This is a genomic window from Escherichia sp. 20412-1, assembly GCF_003027595.1.
Lineage (GTDB): Bacteria > Pseudomonadota > Gammaproteobacteria > Enterobacterales > Enterobacteriaceae > Escherichia > Escherichia marmotae.
Map to the genome: position 1 here is coordinate 41,567 of NZ_PYQM01000015.1, position 21,479 is coordinate 63,045.

At 50.9% G+C, this 21,479-nt stretch carries 19 protein-coding genes; 11 read left to right on the forward strand and 8 right to left on the reverse strand.

Annotation, left to right across the window (positions count from 1 at the left end; translation table 11 throughout):
- The first annotated feature begins 11 nt into the window (after positions 1–11).
- From bioA to C7B16_RS12400, 3 genes are all read left to right on the forward strand, one after another.
- Positions 12–1,301 (forward strand): adenosylmethionine--8-amino-7-oxononanoate transaminase, encoded by a 1,290-nt coding sequence (bioA, locus tag C7B16_RS12390; RefSeq protein WP_001516025.1) that lies wholly within the window; start codon positions 12–14, stop codon positions 1,299–1,301.
- A 58-nt stretch (positions 1,302–1,359) separates the two neighbouring features.
- Complete coding sequence (locus C7B16_RS12395) at positions 1,360–1,836, forward strand: kinase inhibitor (protein WP_001516024.1); 477 nt, start codon at positions 1,360–1,362, stop codon at positions 1,834–1,836.
- A 151-nt stretch (positions 1,837–1,987) separates the two neighbouring features.
- Positions 1,988–3,271, forward strand: coding sequence for a putative acyl-CoA thioester hydrolase (locus C7B16_RS12400; protein ID WP_001091591.1), 1,284 nt, complete (start codon positions 1,988–1,990; stop codon positions 3,269–3,271).
- Positions 3,272–3,598: 327 nt separating this feature from the next.
- Here the strand turns inward: C7B16_RS12400 and C7B16_RS12405 are convergent, their stop codons facing one another.
- From C7B16_RS12405 to C7B16_RS12415, 3 genes are all read right to left on the reverse strand, one after another.
- On the reverse strand, positions 3,599–5,860 hold the full coding sequence (locus C7B16_RS12405; RefSeq protein ID WP_016248497.1) for a hydratase: 2,262 nt from the start codon (positions 5,858–5,860) through the stop codon (positions 3,599–3,601).
- A gap of 67 nt (positions 5,861–5,927) precedes the next feature.
- Positions 5,928–7,361, reverse strand: a complete 1,434-nt coding sequence (locus tag C7B16_RS12410) for an anion permease (protein ID WP_001036492.1) — start codon at positions 7,359–7,361, stop codon at positions 5,928–5,930.
- Between the two features lie 75 nt (positions 7,362–7,436).
- Positions 7,437–8,489: a 4-oxalomesaconate tautomerase gene (locus C7B16_RS12415; RefSeq protein WP_000723670.1), complete on the reverse strand. Its 1,053-nt coding sequence runs from the start codon at positions 8,487–8,489 to the stop codon at positions 7,437–7,439.
- Positions 8,490–8,672: 183 nt separating this feature from the next.
- Here C7B16_RS12415 and C7B16_RS12420 point away from each other — a divergent pair, with 183 nt between their 5' ends.
- Positions 8,673–9,626, forward strand: a complete 954-nt coding sequence (locus C7B16_RS12420) for a LysR family transcriptional regulator (RefSeq protein ID WP_001516019.1) — start codon at positions 8,673–8,675, stop codon at positions 9,624–9,626.
- Between the two features lie 41 nt (positions 9,627–9,667).
- Here C7B16_RS12420 and pgl read toward each other — a convergent pair whose 3' ends face one another.
- Entirely contained in the window at positions 9,668–10,663 is a 996-nt protein-coding gene (pgl, locus tag C7B16_RS12425) for a 6-phosphogluconolactonase (protein ID WP_107179762.1), read from the reverse strand.
- 154 nt (positions 10,664–10,817) lie between these two features.
- On the opposite strand from pgl, the gene ybhA reads away from it, so the two are divergent.
- The gene (gene ybhA / locus C7B16_RS12430) at positions 10,818–11,636 is read left to right on the forward strand and encodes a bifunctional pyridoxal phosphate/fructose-1,6-bisphosphate phosphatase (protein ID WP_000213424.1); all 819 of its coding nucleotides are present in this window, start codon (positions 10,818–10,820) and stop codon (positions 11,634–11,636) included.
- Here ybhA and modC read toward each other — a convergent pair whose 3' ends face one another.
- The 4 genes from modC to acrZ all read right to left on the reverse strand — a co-directional run bounded on the left by modC (position 11,637) and on the right by acrZ (position 14,476).
- Positions 11,637–12,695, reverse strand: coding sequence for a molybdenum ABC transporter ATP-binding protein ModC (modC, locus tag C7B16_RS12435; RefSeq protein ID WP_000891658.1), 1,059 nt, complete (start codon positions 12,693–12,695; stop codon positions 11,637–11,639).
- Between the two features lie 2 nt (positions 12,696–12,697).
- Entirely contained in the window at positions 12,698–13,387 is a 690-nt protein-coding gene (gene modB / locus C7B16_RS12440; RefSeq protein ID WP_000604034.1) for a molybdate ABC transporter permease subunit, read from the reverse strand.
- Positions 13,387–14,160, reverse strand: coding sequence for a molybdate ABC transporter substrate-binding protein (modA, locus tag C7B16_RS12445; RefSeq protein WP_001516017.1), 774 nt, complete (start codon positions 14,158–14,160; stop codon positions 13,387–13,389). The genes modB and modA overlap by 1 nt, the downstream gene beginning before the upstream one ends.
- Positions 14,161–14,326: 166 nt before the next feature.
- Positions 14,327–14,476: a multidrug efflux pump accessory protein AcrZ gene (acrZ, locus tag C7B16_RS12455; protein WP_000891515.1), complete on the reverse strand. Its 150-nt coding sequence runs from the start codon at positions 14,474–14,476 to the stop codon at positions 14,327–14,329.
- 128 nt (positions 14,477–14,604) lie between these two features.
- On the opposite strand from acrZ, the gene modE reads away from it, so the two are divergent.
- The 6 genes from modE (at position 14,605) to galM (ending at position 21,452) form a co-directional block, all read left to right on the forward strand.
- Positions 14,605–15,393 carry a molybdenum-dependent transcriptional regulator gene (modE, locus tag C7B16_RS12460; RefSeq protein ID WP_001147452.1) on the forward strand — a complete coding sequence of 263 codons (789 nt, stop codon included), beginning with the start codon at positions 14,605–14,607 and terminating at the stop codon, positions 15,391–15,393.
- Between the two features lie 67 nt (positions 15,394–15,460).
- Entirely contained in the window at positions 15,461–16,933 is a 1,473-nt protein-coding gene (gene modF, locus C7B16_RS12465; RefSeq protein ID WP_000096852.1) for a molybdate ABC transporter ATP-binding protein ModF, read from the forward strand.
- Positions 16,934–17,193: 260 nt separating this feature from the next.
- Positions 17,194–18,210 carry a UDP-glucose 4-epimerase GalE gene (gene galE / locus C7B16_RS12470; RefSeq protein WP_001516015.1) on the forward strand — a complete coding sequence of 339 codons (1,017 nt, stop codon included), beginning with the start codon at positions 17,194–17,196 and terminating at the stop codon, positions 18,208–18,210.
- A gap of 9 nt (positions 18,211–18,219) precedes the next feature.
- On the forward strand, positions 18,220–19,266 hold the full coding sequence (gene galT / locus C7B16_RS12475; RefSeq protein ID WP_000191515.1) for a galactose-1-phosphate uridylyltransferase: 1,047 nt from the start codon (positions 18,220–18,222) through the stop codon (positions 19,264–19,266).
- Positions 19,267–19,269: 3 nt separating this feature from the next.
- Positions 19,270–20,418 (forward strand): galactokinase, encoded by a 1,149-nt coding sequence (galK, locus tag C7B16_RS12480; RefSeq protein WP_001516014.1) that lies wholly within the window; start codon positions 19,270–19,272, stop codon positions 20,416–20,418.
- Complete coding sequence (gene galM / locus C7B16_RS12485) at positions 20,412–21,452, forward strand: galactose-1-epimerase (RefSeq protein ID WP_107179763.1); 1,041 nt, start codon at positions 20,412–20,414, stop codon at positions 21,450–21,452. Before galK ends, galM begins: the two co-directional genes overlap by 7 nt.
- Positions 21,453–21,479 lie beyond the last annotated feature (27 nt).

The following is a 21,479-nucleotide window of genomic DNA, read 5'->3' on the forward strand; positions in this document are numbered from 1 at the left end:
ACAAGTCGATTATGACAACGGATGATCTTGCCTTTGACCAACGCCATATCTGGCACCCGTACACATCCATGACCTCCCCACTACCGGTTTATCCAGTGGCGAGCGCAGAAGGTTGCGAACTGATTTTGTCTGACGCCAGACGCCTGGTTGACGGTATGTCTTCCTGGTGGGCGGCGATCCACGGCTACAATCACCCACAGCTCAATGCCGCGATGAAATCGCAAATTGATGCCATGTCACACGTGATGTTTGGCGGTATTACCCATGCGCCAGCCATTGAGCTGTGCCGCAAACTGGTGGCAATGACGCCGGAATCGCTGGAGTGCGTTTTTCTCGCGGACTCCGGTTCCGTGGCGGTAGAAGTGGCGATGAAGATGGCGTTGCAGTACTGGCAGGCCAAAGGCGAAACGCGCCAGCGTTTTCTGACCTTCCGCAATGGTTATCATGGCGATACTTTTGGCGCGATGTCGGTGTGCGATCCGGACAACTCAATGCACAGCCTGTGGAAAGGCTACCTGCCGGAAAACTTGTTTGCTCCCGCCCCGCAAAGCCGTATGGACGGCGAATGGGATGAGCGCGATATGGTGGGCTTCGCGCGGCTAATGGCGGCGCATCGTCATGAAATCGCTGCCGTAATCATTGAACCTATTGTTCAGGGCGCAGGCGGGATGCGTATGTACCATCCGGAGTGGTTAAAACGAATCCGCAAAATGTGCGATCGCGAAGGTATCTTGCTGATTGCTGACGAGATTGCCACCGGTTTTGGCCGTACCGGCAAACTTTTTGCCTGCGAACATGCGGGTATCGCACCGGATATTTTATGTCTCGGCAAAGCCTTAACGGGCGGCACAATGACGCTTTCCGCCACACTCACTACGCGCCTGGTTGCGGAAACCATCAGTAACGGCGAAGCTGGCTGCTTTATGCATGGGCCAACTTTTATGGGTAATCCGCTGGCCTGCGCAGCAGCGAACGCCAGCCTGACGATTATCGAATCTGGCGACTGGCAGCAGCAGGTAGCGGCTATTGAAGCACAACTACGCGAGCAACTCACACCCGCCCGTGACGCCGAAATGGTTGCCGATGTCCGCGTGCTGGGGGCTATTGGTGTGGTCGAAACCACACGCCCGGTAAATATGGCGGCTCTGCAAAAATTCTTCGTCGAACAGGGGGTATGGATCCGGCCATTTGGCAAACTTATCTACCTGATGCCACCCTATATTATTCGCCCGGAACAGTTACAGCGCCTGACGGCAGCCGTTAACCGAGCGGTGCAGGATGAAACATTTTTTTGCCAATAACGAGAAGTCAGCGTGAGTGTTTCTGGCTACACTTTCTGCAAACAAGAAAGGAGGGTTCATGAAACTCATCAGTAATGATCTGCGCGATGGCGATAAGTTACCGCATCGTCATGTCTTTAATGGCATGGGCTACGATGGCGATAATATTTCGCCGCACCTGGCGTGGGACGACGTTCCTGCGGGAACCAAAAGTTTTGTTGTCACCTGTTACGATCCGGATGCGCCAACGGGTTCTGGCTGGTGGCACTGGGTAGTTGTTAACTTGCCTGCCGATACCCGCGTATTGCCGCAAGGGTTTGGCTCTGATCTGGTGGCTATACCAGACGGTGTTTTGCAGACGCGTACCGATTTTGGTAAAACCGGATACGATGGCGCTGCGCCACCGAAAGGCGAAACCCATCGCTACATTTTTACCGTTCACGCACTGGATGTAGAACGTATTGATGTCGATGAAGGTGCCAGCGGCGCGATGGTCGGCTTTAACGTCCATTTCCACTCTCTGGCAAGTGCCTCGATTACCGCGATGTTCAGTTAAATACTCTGCCAGATGGCGCGATACCATCTGGCATCACTTAAAGGTATTAAAAACAACTTTTTGTCTTTTTACCTTCCCGTTTCGCTAAAGTTAGTATAAAAAAGCAGGCTTCAACGGATTCATTTTTCCATTTCAAAGCCCGGAGCAACCTGTGAACACATTTTCAGTTTCCCGTCTGGCGCTGGCACTGGCTTTTGGCGTGACGCTGACCGCCTGTAGCTCAACACCGCCCGATCAACGTCCTTCTGATCAAACCGCGCCTGGTACGTCTTCTCGCCCGATTCTGTCGGCAAAAGAAGCGCAGAATTTCGATGCGCAGCACTATTTCTCCTCACTGACGCCAGGTGCTGCAGCGTGGAACCCTTCACCGATTACCCTGCCCGCACAACCTGACTTTGTTGTTGGACCGGCGGGCACACAAGGTGTGACGCACACGACCATTCAGGCTGCGGTGGATGCGGCAATTATCAAGCGCACCAATAAGCGCCAGTATATTGCCGTGCTGCCAGGTGAGTATGAAGGCACGGTTTACGTTCCTGCAGCTCCGGGTGGAATCACTTTGTACGGTACGGGTGAAAAACCGATTGATGTCAAAATTGGGCTTTCCCTTGATGGTGGAATGAGTCCTGCCGACTGGCGTCACGACGTCAACCCACGCGGCAAATATATGCCAGGTAAACCAGCGTGGTATATGTACGATAGCTGCCAGAGCAAACGCAGCGACAGTATCGGTGTACTGTGTTCTGCGGTCTTCTGGTCGCAAAACAATGGTCTGCAACTGCAAAATCTGACCATCGAAAACACCCTGGGCGATAGCGTAGATGCGGGTAATCATCCGGCGGTGGCGCTGCGTACCGATGGCGATAAAGTGCAGATCAATAACGTCAATATTCTCGGTCGTCAGAATACCTTCTTTGTCACCAACAGCGGTGTGCAGAACCGTCTGGAAACCAATCGCCAGCCGCGTACACTGGTGACAAATAGCTACATTGAAGGGGATGTGGATATCGTTTCCGGTCGTGGCGCAGTGGTGTTCGATAACACCGAATTCCGCGTGGTGAACTCTCGTACCCAGCAGGAAGCGTATGTTTTTGCACCGGCGACGCTGTCTAACATCTATTACGGTTTCCTCGCGGTAAACAGCCGTTTCAATGCTTCTGGTGATGGTGTCGCGCAATTAGGCCGCTCGCTGGATGTTGATGCCAATACCAACGGTCAGGTGGTAATCCGTGACAGTGTGATCAACGAAGGCTTCAACACTGTCAAACCGTGGGCCGATGCGGTGATCTCTAATCGTCCGTTTGCGGGTAACACCGGCAGCGTTGATGATGATGACGAAGTGCAGCGCAATCTGAATGACACAAACTACAACCGTATGTGGGAATACAATAACCGCGGCGTGGGTAGCAAAGTGGTTGCAGAGGCGAAGAAGTAAGCGCTGTTAACTATTGGCCGGATGCGGCGTAAACGCCTTATCCGGCCTACAGGTTCGATGCGATTTGTAGGTCGGATAAGATGCACCAGCATCGCATCCGACAATAAGTGCCGGATGCGGCGTAAACGCCTTATCCGGCCTACAGGTTCGATGCGATTCGTAGGTCGGATAAGATGCGCAAGCATCGCATCCGACAATAAGTGCCGGATGCGGCGTAAACGCCTTATCCGCCCTACAGGTTCAATGCGATTCGTAGGTCGGATAAGATGCGCAAGCATCGCATCCGACAATAAGTGCCGGATGCGGCCTACATTCACATGACGCTTTTTACATCTGACGGTTTTTATTGAAGTTAATCAAACTCCCCGCCTTGATAATTTCGCGCTCTTCGGCAGTCAGGTTCTCCATATAGAGTGTAATTTCTGTTACCGGCACATCTTCATGGATCACGTAACCTTTGAACGTCGTACCGGGATTATCCAGCGCCGATTTAATGCCTGGAATATAAATGTAATCCCCCACGTCAAAGCTCGGCACTTCCACCATTTGCAGCGGTAACATCCCCCAGTTGATGACGTTAGAACGGTAACGTTTAGTCGCATATTCCTCAGCAATATTCGCCAGACCGCCAATTACACGCTGGCAGCTTGCCGCCTGTTCACGCGCAGAACCATCGCCTGGTTTGACCGCATAGACCATGCTGCCAATTTCAGTTTGCAGCGGATCAATATTTTCCTGACCAGCAATCTGCTTAATACGCGCAAACACCTCTGCCAGCTCGCTGATGTTCCCCGCCAGACGTTTATTTTCCAGCTCGGCAGTGGCTTTACTTCTGCCGACATAACCCGGATCGCGGCGTGACAAAGTAAACTCCGCCAGACCAATCGGATTTGAACGATACGAAGAGGTTTCACCGGAAGGAATCAATTCGTCGGTAGTGGTCACTTCGTCGAGGATCTTCGAACACACTTTAAGGACGATATTGTCAGTCAGCGCACCTAATTCTGGCCAGTCTTTGATGTTCGGCCCGTAGATCAGCGGTTGCTGAGTCGCCCCTTTCACAAAGCCCTGATAAACACGGTTTTTATACGGAGTTACATCGAAGGCGTACTCCGGCACGTTGCCCCAGCAGTCGAGTTCGCTGGCAGAAGTTAAGTACCCACCGTTTGCGGCAGTTGCGGCGATAGAACGAGCGTCCATCAACGCCACCGCTGACATTTGGCCATTGGCTGGCTTAGAGCCTTCACGGTTCGGGAAGTTACGCGTGGTGTGGCGAATACTCAAACCGTTGTTGATTGGCGTATCACCCGCGCCAAAACATGGGCCGCAGAATGCGGTTCTGATGATTGCGCCTGCGCCAATCAAATCCGCCACTACGCCTTTTTTGGCTAAATCCATAAACACCGGCTGTGATGACGGGTAAACCGCCAGCGAGAAAGTGTCGTTGCCACAAGATTGACCGCGCAGCGCATTTGCTGCGGCGATGACGTTTTCATAGTTACCGCCAGAGCAACCCGCAATAATCCCCTGCTGCACTTTCAGGCGACCATTTTCCACTTTATCCAGCAGCGAGAGTTTGGCTTTACCATGCGCTACGCGTTCGGACTCAATTTCAATCTCACGCAGAATGTCAGTCAGATTCTGGTTCAGCGTGTCAATTTCATAGACGTTGCTCGGATGGAATGGCAGCGCAATCATTGGCTTGATGGCGCTTAAATCAACGCTAATACAGCCGTCGTAATAAGCCATTGGCTGTGGATTAAGCTGGCTGTAATCCTCACCGCGACCGTGCAGCGCCAGCCAGTTATGCACTTCGTCATCAGTTTGCCAGACGGAGCTTAAACAGGTGGTTTCAGTGGTCATCACGTCAACGCTGTTACGGAAATCGGTAGAGAGAGCCGCAACACCCGGCCCCACGAACTCCATCACTTTGTTTTTGACATAACCGTTTTTGAACACCGCGCCGATAATCGCCAGCGCCACATCCTGTGGCCCGACATAGGGGGCGGGTTTGCCGGTCAGATGTACCGCTACTACGCCCGGATAGTCGATATCCCAGGTGTCATTCAGCAGTTGCTTAACCAGCTCGCCGCCGCCTTCACCAACCGCCATCGTACCTAACGCACCGTAGCGGGTATGGCTGTCTGACCCGAGGATCATTTTTCCGCCGCCTGCCATCATCTCACGCATATATTGATGGATTACCGCAATGTGCGGAGGCACAAAAATACCGCCATAACGCTGAGCTGCCGATAAACCAAAAATATGGTCATCGCCATTAATAGTGCCACCCACTGCACACAATGAGTTATGGCAATTGGTCAGCACATACGGCAGCGGAAAACGCTCCATCCCGGAGGCTTTGGCGGTCTGAATAATCCCGACAAAGGTAATATCGTGTGAGGCCAATGAATCAAACTTAATTTTAAGTTTGTCCATATTTCCTGACGTATTATGGGAAGAGAGAATAGACCAGGAAATCGTGCCTTTTTTGGCTTCTTCTTTTTTTATTTCTCCAGTGAAATATTCTTCGGCAATTATTTCGTTATTACTGGCGAGAAACACGCCTTTTTCAGACAACTTGATCATCAGAGACTCCAGATATCTGCGCACCGTAAAGTGCGCAGAAAGATAATGAAGGGATATTTGAGAATATTTACAGCATGTTCCAGCCGATCAGCATATTCCACCACCATACACCGAGGGTGATATGTACCAGGAAAGTTAATATCGTCAGTACCGCACCGACCAACCACCAGGATTTAATATCGTTGTAACCCACGCCGAAGATGACCGGACCTGCCGCGCCGCCATAGTGAGTGACCATGCCGCCGTAGGAGTTGGAGAACAGCAGAGCCAACGCGGTTAACATTAACGGTGCACCGGAGACATTCGCCAGCATGGCAAATACCGGTAACATAGCTACGATATAGGCACTACCGGAAGCGAAGAAATAACGCACAATGATGCTAAGGAAAATAATCACGAAGAAGGCAACGTTACCGTGACCATCAAATGCCAGATTATTTTTAAAGACTTCGGCTAACCATTCAAAGAATTTTACTTTCGATAATAGTGAGCTTAAGCCGATAATACCGCCGTACCAGATTAAGGTATTCCAGCCGCCTTTATTTTTAACCACGTCTTCCCAGGTCACAATACCCAGCAGCAGCATGGTCGCCATAACAACAATAGCCACGGTAGATTCATCAACCCCAAGAGTCTTACTGAAAATCCACCCCAGCAGCGCCAGCACAAATACACCGAGCAGCATTTTTTCGCGAATTTTCATCGGCCCCAGTTCAGAAAGACCCGCTTTGGCGATGGTTTTGTTATCCACTTTTTTGATTTCTGGTGGATACATGGTGTAAATCACCAGTGGAGTGACCAGCAGCATAATGATGCCAGGCAAACCGGCAGCCAGCGCCCACCCACCCCAGCTAATTTGCAGGTGCAGAATGTCGTTGATCATTTTCAGCGCCAGGATGTTCCCCGCCATTGCGGTAAAGAACATATAGCTGGTGGTTTTGGTGACCATGTAAATGGACATCATCAGGTAATGCCCAACACGACGCGGGCTTTTTTCCGGTTCAGAACCCAGAGCCACCGCCACGCTGTTGATAATCGGCAATACGATACCGCCAGCACGCGCGGTGTTAGACGGTGTTGCCGGAGCCAGTACCAGATCGAGGAATACGGTAACGTAACCCAGTCCCAGGGTAGTGCTACCAATTTTACCAATCAGCAGATAAGCGATACGTTTACCTAAGCCGGTGGTAACAAACGCGGCGCTTAAGGTGAACGCAGAGAATACCAGCCAGGTTGTACCGGAAGAGTATCCACTTAGTACGGCGGTGGTTTTGAACTCTCCACCAGATAAGTTACCCACCACCACCATCGAGGCAGCAACCGCAATTAACAGCACGACAGGTTCCGGGAAAGGCTTGATGACCAGCCCTACAATTGCTGCCAGATAAATACCAAAAAGCACCCACGCCAGTTCACTTAATCCTGCCGGGGCTGGCATAAAGCCAATAATACACGGGATCGCTAATATCAGAATTAGCTTCCATAATGATTTTTTATTCATTTAATATCCTGCACTTTCTGTATTATTAATACAGAATTCCTTTATTGATTGTCCTTATCACGACAAAGAAATTTTTCAGGGAAGATAAACTTCACCGGAAAATATTTTTCTGGTCGTCCGAATAACAGATGCACGTAACGTTGTGGCATCCTGACCTTCATTACTTAAATGAACGTCAAGCGCACCACTGGGGTGTTCAATATTGATATTGCCGTAACTCACTGAAGGAACAATTTGCCGGGTGACCGTGCCTTCCAGCGCACAGCTACTGGATATGGCAATAGCTCCGGTTATCGCCAGCGCGCGATGACAAGAATGCGGCATAAAATAACGTACATTAATCGCACCGCCTTTCTGCGCTGGGGAAATAAGCACGGGTTTAGGAATTACCATATTGCTGACATCTCCTAACCCCATTGCTTTACCGGCTTGCAGACGGATAGATTCAACACGGGCTAATAATGCTTTATCAGCATCTAATTCCACAGGCAATTCATAGCCTGTTTTTCCAAGATATTCAGCAGGAATAATGACCACCGGCATGGCCATATCGATACAGGTCACCGGAACATCGTCAAAATAATCAATCGGTTTATCCGTCGGGAAAACTTTTCCAGTTTTCGTCCCTGCGGCATTCAGGAAAGTGAGCGCGACCGGTGCGGCAGTTCCTGGCACGCCGTCAATTCTGGCGCTACCTTCGTACTCGACGACACCATTTGGCGTTTGCACATCAGCTTCGATGAGTGTGTCAGTATTGACGTTGCGGATACGCACGCGAGTAACCGGTGACGTTGCAGTGATCAAACCATTTTCAATCGCGAATGCCCCAACGCCAGACAACATATTGCCGCAGTTAGGCGTAGTATCGACACGCTGCTCATGGACGATTACCTGTGCAAACAAATAATCGACATCAGCACGCGAATCGCTGGAACGGCTAATAATGGCGACTTTACTGGTCAGCGGATTACCGCCGCCGATACCGTCAATTTCCAGATCATTCCCGGAACCCATAATTGCCATCAATATTTTATCGCGCTGCGTTTGATCTTCGGGTAAATGTTCCGCTAACAGGAACGCCCCCCTCGAGGTTCCACCTCGCATCATCACGCAGGGTATTTTTTTCATAATAATGCCCTCAATTTAAAAACATAACTTATTGCGATATGGTCACATTAAGGGCAAAGCATCTCTAATGACTTTAGCTCAACGATTAATAACATTTTTTCATTAATTTAAGTAATTAAATTGCAGTTAAACTGTTTAACTGTAAATTACTAAAAAGCACAGGTTCCATTTTTCGGAGTAGTAATGAAGCATGAATTATCAAGTATGAAGGCGTTTGTCACGCTGGCAGAATCCAGTTCATTTAACAACGCCGCTAAATTACTTAATATTACGCAACCTGCATTAACACGCAGAATAAAAAAGATGGAAGAGGATTTACATATCCAGCTCTTTGAGCGTACAACTCGCAAGGTTACTTTAACAAAAGCGGGAAAAATGCTGCTACCAGAGGCTCGGGGATTAATAAATAAATTTGATGAAACTCTTTTTAATATTCGCGGCATGAATGCTCATCATCGAGGTATGGTGACATTAGCGTGTATTCCAACCGCGGTGTTCTATTTTTTACCGTTGGCGATCGGCAAATTTAATGAGCTATATCCCAATATTAAAGTGCGGATTCTGGAACAAGGCACGAATAATTGCATGGAGTCGGTGCTATGTAACGAGTCTGACTTTGGCATAAACATGAACAACATCACAAATTCATCCATTGATTTTACCCCACTGGTCAACGAGCCGTTCGTGCTGGCCTGTCGGCGTGACCATCCATTAGCCAAAAAGCAGCTAGTGGAATGGCAGGAACTGGCGGGTTACAAAATGATTGGTGTACGCTCCTCCAGCGGCAACCGACTGCTGATTGAGCAAAAACTGGCCGACAAGCCCTGGAAGCTGGACTGGTTTTACGAAGTGCGTCATCTTTCGACGTCATTAGGACTGGTTGAGGCGGGGTTGGGGATTTCGGCGCTTCCTGGTCTGGCAATGCCCCATGCGCCCTATTCTTCTATCATCGGTATTCCGCTGGTGGAACCGGTTATTCGTCGGACATTGGGGATTATTCGCCGCAAAGATGCCGTACTTTCTCCAGCGGCAGAACGCTTTTTTGCCTTACTGATTAATTTGTGGACTGACGATAAAGACAATTTGTGGACCAATATCGTCGAACGCCAGAGACATGCGTTACAGGAGATGAGTTAATACACCCGGCGCAATAGATTCAGCGCCGGGTAAGTCAACGGTTAGTGTGCGTTCACCACTACCCACATTGGCCCCTGTCCGACCGCATAGCGACCTTTTTCATGCAGCAGCCCCTGCTCACCGACAATTTCGTACACTGAGATGTGGTGAGATTTTTGTCCGGCAGCAATCAGGTACCTGCCGCTGTGATCGACGTTAAAGCCGCGCGGCTGGGTTTCAGTTGGCTGGAAGCCCTCTTTACTTAACACACTGCCATCTTCCGAGACGCTGAAGACGGTAATCAGGCTGGCGGTACGGTCACAAGCATATAAATGTCGACCATCCGGAGTGATATGAATATCAGCTGCCCAACGGGTGTCGGAAAAGTTTTCCGGCATCATATCCAGGGTCTGTACACATTCGATATTGCTGTGCGGATCTTTCAGTTCCCAGACATCAACTGAGCTGTTTAATTCATTGACACAATAAGCATATTGTTCGTTTGGATGGAACACCATATGACGTGGGCCGGCACCTTCGACGGTAGTCACTTCTGCCGGATCCTGCGCCACCAGATGACCATCATCGCTGACCGTAAACAGGCAAATACGATCCTGCTTTAATGCCGGAACCCACAGCGTGCGGTTATCCGGCGAAATATTGGCGGAATGGCAGCCGTCCAGTCCCTCAACCACATCGACCACGCCCACTGGCAGGCCATCTTCCAGACGCGTTACGCTTACATTGCCTGCGTTGTAAGAGCCGACAAAAACAAATTGTCCCTGATGATCGGTGGAAATATGGGTCGGGCTACCCGGCAACGCCGACTCTGCGGCGAATGTCAGTGCGCCATCGTCTGGTGCAATGCGATACGCCAGTACGCGAAACTCCGGACGAACGCCAACATAGAGATAACGCTTATCCGGGCTGACCACCATCGGCTGCACCTGTCCCGGGACATCAACAACCTGTGTCAGCGTCAGTGCGCCTTCATGATTCAGGTTCCAGACGTGAATTTGCTGACTCTCAGGGCTGGCGATATAAACGGTTTGCTTCATGAATGCTCCTTTGCATTTAGCAACTGACTGTAACAGCTAAAATTAGTCGCTTTTGGCGGTGAATGCTGAATTAAAGCGCAGAATTTTGTCCGATAGTGGTATCGGTGTACCATTCACTTAGACGAAAACTCTTAACCTTAATCTGGAAAACGCCATGACCACACGCGTGATTGCTCTCGACTTAGACGGCACCTTATTGACCCCGAAAAAGACCCTACTTCCTTCATCAATAGAAGCACTTGCCCGCGCTCGCGAGGCTGGCTATCAATTGATTATCGTCACGGGTCGCCATCACGTCGCTATCCACCCTTTTTATCAGGCACTGGCGCTGGATACACCTGCTATTTGCTGTAATGGCACCTATTTGTATGATTATCATGCAAAAACTGTGTTGGAAGCTGACCCAATGCCCGTCAACAAGGCCTTGCAACTCATTGAGATGTTGAATGAACACCACATTCACGGTCTGATGTATGTGGATGATGCGATGGTTTATGAGCACCCGACCGGGCATGTTATTCGTACCTCTAACTGGGCACAGACACTGCCACCGGAACAACGTCCGACTTTTACCCAGGTAGCCTCACTGGCCGAGACGGCACAAGAAGTTAATGCGGTGTGGAAATTCGCTCTGACGCACGATGATCTGCCGCAATTGCAGCATTTTGGTAAACATGTTGAACACGAGTTGGGGTTGGAGTGTGAATGGTCCTGGCACGATCAGGTTGATATTGCGCGCGGCGGTAATAGTAAAGGCAAACGCCTGACGAAATGGATTGAAGCACAAGGCTGGTCAATGGAAAACGTGATTGCATTTGGCGATAACTTTAATGATATCAGTATGCTGGAAGCTGCTGGCACAGGTGTGGCAATGGGCAATGCTGATGACGCGGTAAAAGCTCGCGCCAACATTGTGATTGGTGACAATACCACTGACAGCATTGCCCAGTTCATTTATAGCCACCTGATTTAATCAGGCAGTTATCGACACACTTTTAATTTGCGCGTACAGCCACAGACCCGGTCTGATTGCCAGTTCGTCCCTGGCCCACGGGCTAATACGCGCCCACAGCGTTTTACCGCCGACTTCCAGTTCGACTTCCACCTGACCGTTATCGTCATAACTGTTGACCACTTTTGCGCGCAACACGTTGCGGATGCTGGTTTGCTGCGGTGGTTGTAAAACCAGAGAGACATCGGATGCCTGAATGCGAATCCGTAGCGCGGCTTGCAGCGGTTCGTCCAGCTTATTAACCCACAAATGCTGATCGCCCAGCGCCAGCGCGGTCATCGCATAATGCGGGTGATGCTCCAGTACCGTCACTTTCAGAATGCTGCTTTGTTGCTCTTTCGGCAGCCACGGATTCATCACGCTACTGCCCCAGACGTCTTCCAGTGCACCAAAGGCTTTCACCTGACCGTTTTCCAGCACCATAACCCGGTCTGCCAGATGAAGGATCTCATCCAGTGAATGGCTGACATAGAGCATTGGAATGTTGATTTCCCGCGTCAAACGTTGCAAATAAGGCAACAGTTCGCGTTTACGCGGAATATCCAGCGACGCCAGCGGTTCATCCAGTAACAGTAATTCCGGAGCCGTCAGCAAGGCCCGACCAATCGCCACGCGCTGTTTTTCGCCCCCGGAAAGACTGCCCGGTAAGCGGTCAAGCAAGGGTTCAATACCTAAAAGCGCCACCAGTTTGTCGAACTGATCGACCATGCTTTTCGCCATGCCATAGCGCAGATTGCCACGCACTTTGTAATGCGGAAACAGCCGCGCATCCTGAAAAACATAGCCAACGCGACGCTTTTCCGGCGTCAGGCAGATACCTTTTTCGGCATCATTTAATACCCGACCATTGAGGACAATTCGCCCTTTTTGCGGACGAGTCAGCCCACTGATAGCGTTAATTAGCGAGGTTTTTCCCGCACCGGAAACACCAAAGATAGCGGTGATGCCATTAGCTGGCAGCTTTTCATTAATGGTCAGGCAATGGTTGCCCAAAGTCTGGGAAAAATTCAATTCCAGCATGATTAACGCCCCGCCCGTTCACGACTGATTCTGGCCAGCCATTCCGAGATCAGCAGGGAGATCATCGCCAGCGCAATAGAGATAATACAAAGTCTTGCCGCGCCGCTTTCGCCGCCAGGAGTCTGGATCAGGGTATACATGGCAGAAGGAATGGTCCGCGTTTCGCCAGGAATGTTCGAAACAAAGGTGATGGTGGCGCCAAATTCACCGAGCGAACGTGCGAAAGCCAGTACCGTACCGACGATAATTCCCGGCAACGTCAGCGGTAAGGTAATAGTAAAGAAAACGCGCCAACGCCCGGCCCCCAGCGTTCTTGCGGCCTGTTCCAGTTTGACATCAACCCCTTCCAGCGCCAGACGAATCGCCCGCACCATCAGTGGAAAAGACATGACTGCGGCAGCGAGGACTGCGCCACGCCAGCTAAACGCGAAGGTAATGCCAAACCAGTCATACAGACGTTCACCGATAAATCCGCGCCGCCCCATCGAAACTAACAGCAAGTAACCGACGACCACTGGCGGTAACACCAGAGGTAGATGCAGTACACTGTCGAGCAGAGCTTTGCCCGGAAACGTGCAGCGCACCAGTAACCAGGCAAAAAAGATCCCAAACGGCAGGCTAAACAGCACAGCCAGGGAAGAAACTTTCAGGCTTAATAAAACTGCCTGCCATTCTGGATCGGTCAGTATCATTACTTAGTTGTAAATCCGTAACGTTTAAAGATTTCCGCTGCCTGCGGTCCCTTCAGATAATCGTAAAATGCTTTCACTGTCGCATTGTTATGCCCTTCCACGACAGCAACCGGATATTCCACTTTTTTATGCGAATCTTCCGGGAAGGTAGCAACCACTTTTACCCCTTTGCTGGCAACCGCGTCAGAACCGTAAACAATGCCCAGCGGTGCTTCATTGCGTTCAACCAGCGCCAGTGCCCCGCGAACATCTTCTGCCGGAGCCAGTTTCGGGGAGAGGGTATCCCATGCGCCCAGTTTTTGCAGAGCTTCTTTCGCATAAATGCCAGCCGGAACATGTTCCGGATCACCAACAGCCAGGCGACCGCCATTCAGTAAAGTGGTCCAGTTAGTTTTGCTATCGATGGTGAACTCTTTCTGCTCGCTGGTTTTCGGTGCTACAACGACCAGGCTATTGCCGAGCAATGTCTGACGCGTGGCGGTATCAATCCCTTTTTTATCAATTGCATAATCCATCCATTTCTGATCGGCAGAAATAAACAGATCCGCTGGTGCGCCAGCTTCAATCTGACGAGCTAAGGTAGAAGAAGAGGCAAAAGAAGAAACGACATCCACGCCCTTCTCTTTTTTATACTGTGTGGCGATATCCTGCATCGCGTTGGTCAGTGATGCTGCAGCAAAAACCGTGATTTTCCCTTCATCCGCCAACGCGTTGCCAGCAACGGTGAAAGAGAGCGCCGCCCCGGCAAACAGGTTTAACCATTTACGAGCCATTTGTAACCCCTTTATTTAACGTTATGTAGGCGTCAATATAACGGCAAGTTCAGAATTTTCCCAGCAGTTATTGTTAACCTTTGAGAGGTAGTTAGAAAAAATATCGGCAGGAAAAGCAGGAAGTTGAGGAAAAAGAAAATGCCCGACTGAGCGGGCATTCATGGAATCAATGATTTTGTCCGGGCTGGTCTTTTTTACCAACACCAGAAAAGATGTTGAATACTTCACCAAGACCGTAAATCAGACCCAGGATGATGGCCATCACAACAGGTACCATGATTACGGCGAATACCAGACTTTTTAATAACTCTAACATGGTCAACTCCAGATATAGTCCTGTCATTATTCTAACCGCTAAGCACAGAAAAGCACTCCCCTTTTGTGCGGTCAGCTTTGCGTGGCGCTCATTTTCCGTCACAATAAGACTTTTGCCAGGACATTGTTATGCAGGCCGAAATCCTTCTCACTCTTAAGCTTCAACAAAAGCTCTTTGCCGACCCACGCCGCATTTCGCTACTAAAGCACATCGCGCTTTCCGGTTCCATCAGCCAGGGGGCAAAAGATGCCGGTATCAGCTATAAAAGCGCCTGGGATGCCATTAACGAGATGAATCAGTTAAGTGAGCATACGCTGGTTGAGCGTGCAACGGGTGGAAAAGGCGGCGGCGGTGCGGTACTGACCCGCTATGGTCAGCGGCTGATTCAGCTTTACGATCTTCTCGCCCAGATCCAGCAAAAAGCCTTTGATGTGTTAAGTGACGATGACGCCCTGCCGCTGAACAGCCTGCTGGCAGCTATCTCACGTTTCTCACTGCAAACCAGCGCCCGTAACCAATGGTTCGGCACCATCACCGCACGCGATCATGATGACGTTCAACAGCATGTTGATGTCTTACTGGCCGACGGCAAAACACGGTTAAAAGTCGCAATTACCGCGCAAAGTGGCGCGCGTCTGGGGCTGGATGAAGGCAAAGAAGTGTTGATTCTGCTGAAAGCGCCGTGGGTGAACATTACCCAGGATGACACGGTGGCCCAGGGTGCCGACAACCAATTACCGGGTATTATTAGTCATATTGAGCGCGGCGCGGAACAGTGCGAAGTATTAATGGCGTTACCAGACGGGCAAACCCTGTGCGCCACGGTGCCGGTAAATGAAGCCGCATCTCTTAAGCAAGGGCAAAATGTCACGGCTTACTTTAACGCCGACAGTGTGATTATCGCCACGCTGTGTTAAGCGTGTTGACAATTTGTTATGAAACACGTATCCCTGTCAGTAATCGCTGCACAAAATGGGATACAAAATGTCATCGTTGCAAATTTTGCAAGGCACGTTTCGTCTTAGCGACACAAAAACGCTGCAATTGCATCAGCTAAATTTAAACGCGGGTGATAGTTGGGCGTTTGTCGGTTCTAACGGTAGCGGGAAGTCGGCGCTGGCTCGCGCGCTGGCAGGTGAACTTCCGCTATTGAAAGGCGAACGGCAAAGCCAGTTTTCCCACATCACTCGTCTCTCCTTCGAGCAATTGCAAAAGCTCGTCAGCGATGAATGGCTGCGTAATAACACCGATATGCTCAGCCCTGGCGAAGATGACACCGGGCGCACCACGGCAGAGATCATTCAGGATGAAGTTAAGGATACTCAGCGTTGCGCTCAACTGGCGCAACAGTTCAGTATTACCGCTCTCCTCGACCGACGTTTTAAATATCTTTCTACTGGCGAAACGCGCAAAACCCTTTTGTGTCAGGCGCTGATGTCGGAGCCTGACTTGCTGATTTTAGATGAACCGTTCGATGGTCTTGATGTTGCCTCACGTCAGCAACTGGCAGAACTACTCGCTTCGTTACATCAGTCAGGGATTACTCTGGTATTGGTACTCAATCGCTTCGATGAGATCCCGGAATTTGTCCAGTTTGCCGGTGTGCTGGCGGATTGCACATTAACGGAAACTGGCGCTAAAGAGGAACTGCTCCGGCAGGCTCTCGTCGCCCAACTGGCACACAGTGAGCGGCTTGATGGCGTGCATCTACCAGAGCCGGATGAGCCTTCAGCACGTCACACCTTACCCGCCAGCGAACCACGAATTGTACTAAATAACGGCGTGGTTTCTTATAACGATCGCCCTATTCTTAACAACCTTAGCTGGCAGGTGAATCCTGGTGAACACTGGCAAATTGTCGGGCCAAATGGCGCGGGAAAATCGACGTTATTAAGCCTGATTACTGGCGATCATCCGCAAGGTTACAGCAACGATTTGACGCTTTTCGGACGGCGTCGCGGCAGCGGTGAAACCATCTGGGATATCAAAAAGCATATCGGTTACGTCAGCAGTAGTTTGCATCTGGATTACCGCGTCAGTACTACCGTGCGCAACGTGATCCTTTCTGGTTATTTTGATTCCATTGGCATTTATCAGGCCGTTTCAGATCGCCAGAAAAAACTGGTGCAACAGTGGCTGGATATTCTCGGCATTGATAAACGCACCGCTGACGCGCCCTTCCATAGTCTTTCCTGGGGACAGCAGCGTCTGGCGTTAATCGTGCGGGCGTTGGTGAAGCATCCTACATTGCTTATTCTCGATGAACCTTTACAAGGGCTTGACCCGCTGAATCGCCAACTTATCCGCCGTTTTGTGGATATACTGATTAGCGAAGGTGAAACGCAGTTGTTGTTTGTTTCGCACCACGCTGAAGATGCACCAGCCTGTATTACCCATCGGCTGGAGTTCGTGCCGGATGGCGACCTCTATCGCTATGCGCTGACAAAAATAAGCTAAGTCTGTAATGCTGACTGTGCCGGATGCGGCGTAAACGCCTAATCCGGCCTACGGTTAGACACATCCAGGCATGAAAACACCTCTTTTTTCAGATAAAAGACGCAATCATTCACCAACTCTCTGTTTTATAATCGCTTAATCGCACATAAAAGATGGCTAAATTCTTGTGTAAACGATTCCACTAATTTATTCCATGTCACACTTTTCGCATCTTTGTTATGCTATGGTTATTTCATACCATAAGCCTGATGGAGCGAATTATGAGAGTTCTGGTTACCGGTGGTAGCGGTTACATTGGAAGTCATACCTGTGTGCAATTACTGCAAAACGGTCATGATGTCATCATTCTTGATAACCTCTGTAACAGTAAGCGCAGTGTACTGCCTGTTATCGAGCGTTTAGGCGGCAAACATCCGACATTTATTGAAGGCGATATTCGCAACGAAGCGTTGATGACCGAGATCCTGCACGATCACGCTATCGATACCGTGATCCACTTCGCCGGGCTGAAAGCCGTTGGCGAGTCGGTACAAAAACCGCTGGAATATTACGATAACAACGTCAATGGCACCCTGCGTCTGATTAGCGCCATGCGCGCCGCGAACGTCAAAAACTTTATCTTCAGCTCCTCCGCCACCGTCTATGGCGATCAACCCAAAATTCCTTACGTTGAGAGCTTCCCGACCGGCACACCGCAAAGCCCTTACGGCAAAAGCAAGCTGATGGTGGAACAGATCCTTACCGACCTGCAAAAAGCCCAGCCGGACTGGAGCATTGCCCTGCTGCGCTACTTCAACCCGGTTGGTGCGCATCCGTCGGGCGATATGGGCGAAGATCCGCAAGGTATTCCGAATAACCTGATGCCATATATCGCCCAGGTTGCTGTAGGCCGTCGCGACTCTCTGGCTATTTTTGGTAACGATTATCCGACCGAAGATGGCACTGGTGTTCGCGATTACATCCACGTAATGGATCTGGCGGACGGTCACGTCGTGGCGATGGAAAAACTGGCGAACAAGCCAGGCGTACACATCTACAACCTCGGTGCAGGCGTAGGCAGCAGCGTGCTGGACGTGGTTAATGCCTTCAGTAAAGCCTGCGGCAAGCCGGTTAACTATCATTTTGCACCGCGTCGTGCGGGCGACCTCCCGGCCTACTGGGCGGATGCCAGCAAAGCCGATCGCGAACTGAACTGGCGCGTAACGCGCACACTCGATGAAATGGCGCAGGACACCTGGCACTGGCAGTCACGCCATCCACAGGGATATCCCGATTAAGGAACGACCATGACGCAATTTAATCCCGTTGATCATCCACATCGCCGCTATAACCCGCTCACCGGGCAATGGATTCTGGTTTCACCGCATCGCGCAAAGCGCCCCTGGCAGGGGGCGCAGGAAACGCCAGCTAAACAGGTGTTGCCTGCGCACGATCCTGATTGCTTCCTCTGCGCAGGTAATGTGCGGGTTACAGGCGATAAAAACCCCGATTACACCGGGACTTACGTTTTCACCAATGACTTTGCGGCATTGATGTCTGACACGCCAGATGCACCAGAAAGCAACGATCCGCTGATGCGTTGCCAGAGCGCACGTGGCACCAGCCGGGTGATCTGCTTTTCACCGGATCACAGTAAAACGCTGCCAGAGTTAAGCGTTGCCGCGTTGACGGAAATCGTCAAAACCTGGCAGGAACAAACCGCAGAGCTGGGAAAAACGTACCCGTGGGTGCAGGTGTTTGAAAACAAAGGGGCGGCAATGGGCTGCTCGAACCCGCATCCGCACGGACAGATTTGGGCAAATAGCTTCCTGCCTAACGAAGCTGAGCGCGAAGACCGCCTGCAAAAAGAATATTTCGCCCAACAGAAATCCCCCATGCTGGTGGATTATGTCCAGCGTGAACTGGCTGATGGTAGCCGTACCGTTGTTGAAACCGAACACTGGTTAGCCGTGGTGCCTTACTGGGCTGCCTGGCCGTTCGAAACGTTGCTGCTGCCCAAAGCCCATGTTCTGCGGATCACCGATTTGACCGACGCCCAGCGCAGCGATCTGGCACTGGCGTTGAAAAAGCTGACCAGTCGTTATGACAATCTTTTCCAGTGCTCCTTCCCTTACTCGATGGGCTGGCACGGTGCGCCGTTTAATGGCGAAGAGAACCAACACTGGCAGTTGCACGCGCACTTTTATCCACCTCTGTTACGCTCTGCCACCGTGCGTAAATTTATGGTCGGTTATGAAATGCTGGCAGAAACCCAGCGAGACCTGACAGCAGAACAGGCAGCAGAGCGTTTGCGTGCAGTCAGCGATATCCATTTTCGCGAATCCGGAGTGTAAGAAATGAGTCTGAAAGAAAAAACACAATCTCTGTTTGCCAACGCATTTGGCTACCCTGCCACTCATACCATTCAGGCGCCTGGCCGCGTGAATCTAATTGGTGAACACACCGACTACAACGATGGTTTTGTTCTGCCCTGCGCGATTGATTATCAAACGGTGATTAGCTGTGCGCCGCGTGATGATCGCAAAGTACGCGTTATGGCTGCCGATTATGAAAATCAGATTGACGAGTTTTCCCTTGATGCGCCCATTGTCGCGCATGACAGCTACCAATGGGCCAACTATGTCCGTGGCGTGGTGAAACATCTGCAACTGCGCAATAACAGCTTTGGTGGCGTGGACATGGTGATCAGCGGCAACGTGCCGCAGGGTGCCGGGTTAAGTTCTTCCGCTTCGCTGGAAGTCGCAGTCGGTACTGTATTGCAACAGCTTTACCATCTGCCGCTGGACGGCGCACAAATCGCGCTTAACGGTCAGGAAGCTGAAAACCAGTTTGTGGGCTGTAACTGCGGGATCATGGATCAGTTGATTTCCGCTCTGGGCAAGAAAGATCATGCATTATTGCTCGACTGCCGCTCACTGGGGACTAAAGCTGTTTCCATGCCGAAAGGTGTGGCGGTGGTGATTATCAACAGTAACTTCAAACGCACTCTGGTCGGCAGCGAATACAACACCCGCCGTGAACAGTGTGAAACCGGTGCGCGTTTCTTCCAACAGCCAGCCCTGCGTGATGTCACCATTGAAGAGTTCAACGCCGTAGCGCATGAACTGGATCCGATCGTCGCAAAACGCGTGCGTCACGTTCTGACCGAAAACGCCCGTACCGTTGAAGCTGCCAACGCGCTGGAGCAAGGCGACCTGAAACGTATGGGTGAGTTGATGGCGGAGTCTCATGCCTCTATGCGCGATGATTTCGAAATCACCGTACCGCAAATTGACACCCTGGTAGAAATCGTAAAAGCAGTGATTGGCGACAAAGGGGGCGTGCGCATGACCGGTGGTGGGTTTGGCGGCTGTATTGTTGCGCTGATCCCGGAAGAACTGGTGCCTGCAGTACAGCACGCTGTTGCTGAACAATATGAAGCAAAAACAGGCATTAAAGAGACTTTTTACGTGTGTAAACCATCACAAGGAGCAGGACAGTGCTGAATGAAACTCCCGCACTGGCACCCGATGGTCAGCCGTACCGACTGTTAACTTTGCGTAACAACGCAGGGATGGTAGTCACGCTGATGGACTGGGGTGCAACTTTACTTTCCGCCCGTATTCCGCTTTCCGATGGCAGCGTCCGCGAGGCGCTGCTCGGCTGTGCCAGCCCGGAATGCTATCAGGATCAGGCCGCATTTCTGGGGGCCTCTATTGGTCGCTATGCCAACCGTATCGCCAATAGCCGTTATACCTTTGACGACGAAACTGTCACGCTGTTGCCAAGTCAGGGTGTCAACCAGCTACACGGCGGCCCGGAAGGATTCGATAAACGTCGCTGGCAGATTGTAAATCAGAACGATCGTCAGGTGCTGTTTGCCCTGACTTCAGAAGATGGCGATCAGGGCTTTCCGGGTAATCTCGGCGCGACGGTGCAGTATCGTCTGACCGATGATAACCGTATCTCTATCACCTATCGCGCCACGGTTGATAAGCCTTGCCCGGTGAATATGACTAACCACGTCTATTTCAACCTCGACGGTGAACAGTCTGACGTGCGTAATCACAAGCTGCAGATTCTGGCTGACGAATATCTGCCGGTAGATGAAAGCGGTATTCCGCACAACGGACTGAAATCTGTTGCCGGTACGTCTTTTGATTTCCGCAGCGCCAAAATCATCGCCAGTGAGTTTCTTGCCGACGAAGATCAGCGCAAAGTGAAAGGTTACGATCACGCGTTCTTGTTGCAGGCCAAAGGCGATGGCAAGAAAGTGGCAGCGCATGTCTGGTCAGCAGATGAGAAATTGCAGCTTAAGGTCTACACCACCGCTCCGGCTTTGCAATTTTACTCCGGCAACTTCCTTGGCGGCACACCCTCGCGGGGAACTGAACCTTACGCCGACTGGCAAGGTCTGGCGCTGGAAAGCGAGTTTTTGCCGGACAGCCCGAACCATCCTGAATGGCCACAGCCGGACTGTTTCTTACGCCCAGGCGAAGAGTATTCCAACCTGACGGAATATCAGTTTATTGCACAGTGACTTCAAGCCCTCAATATGAGGGCTTTC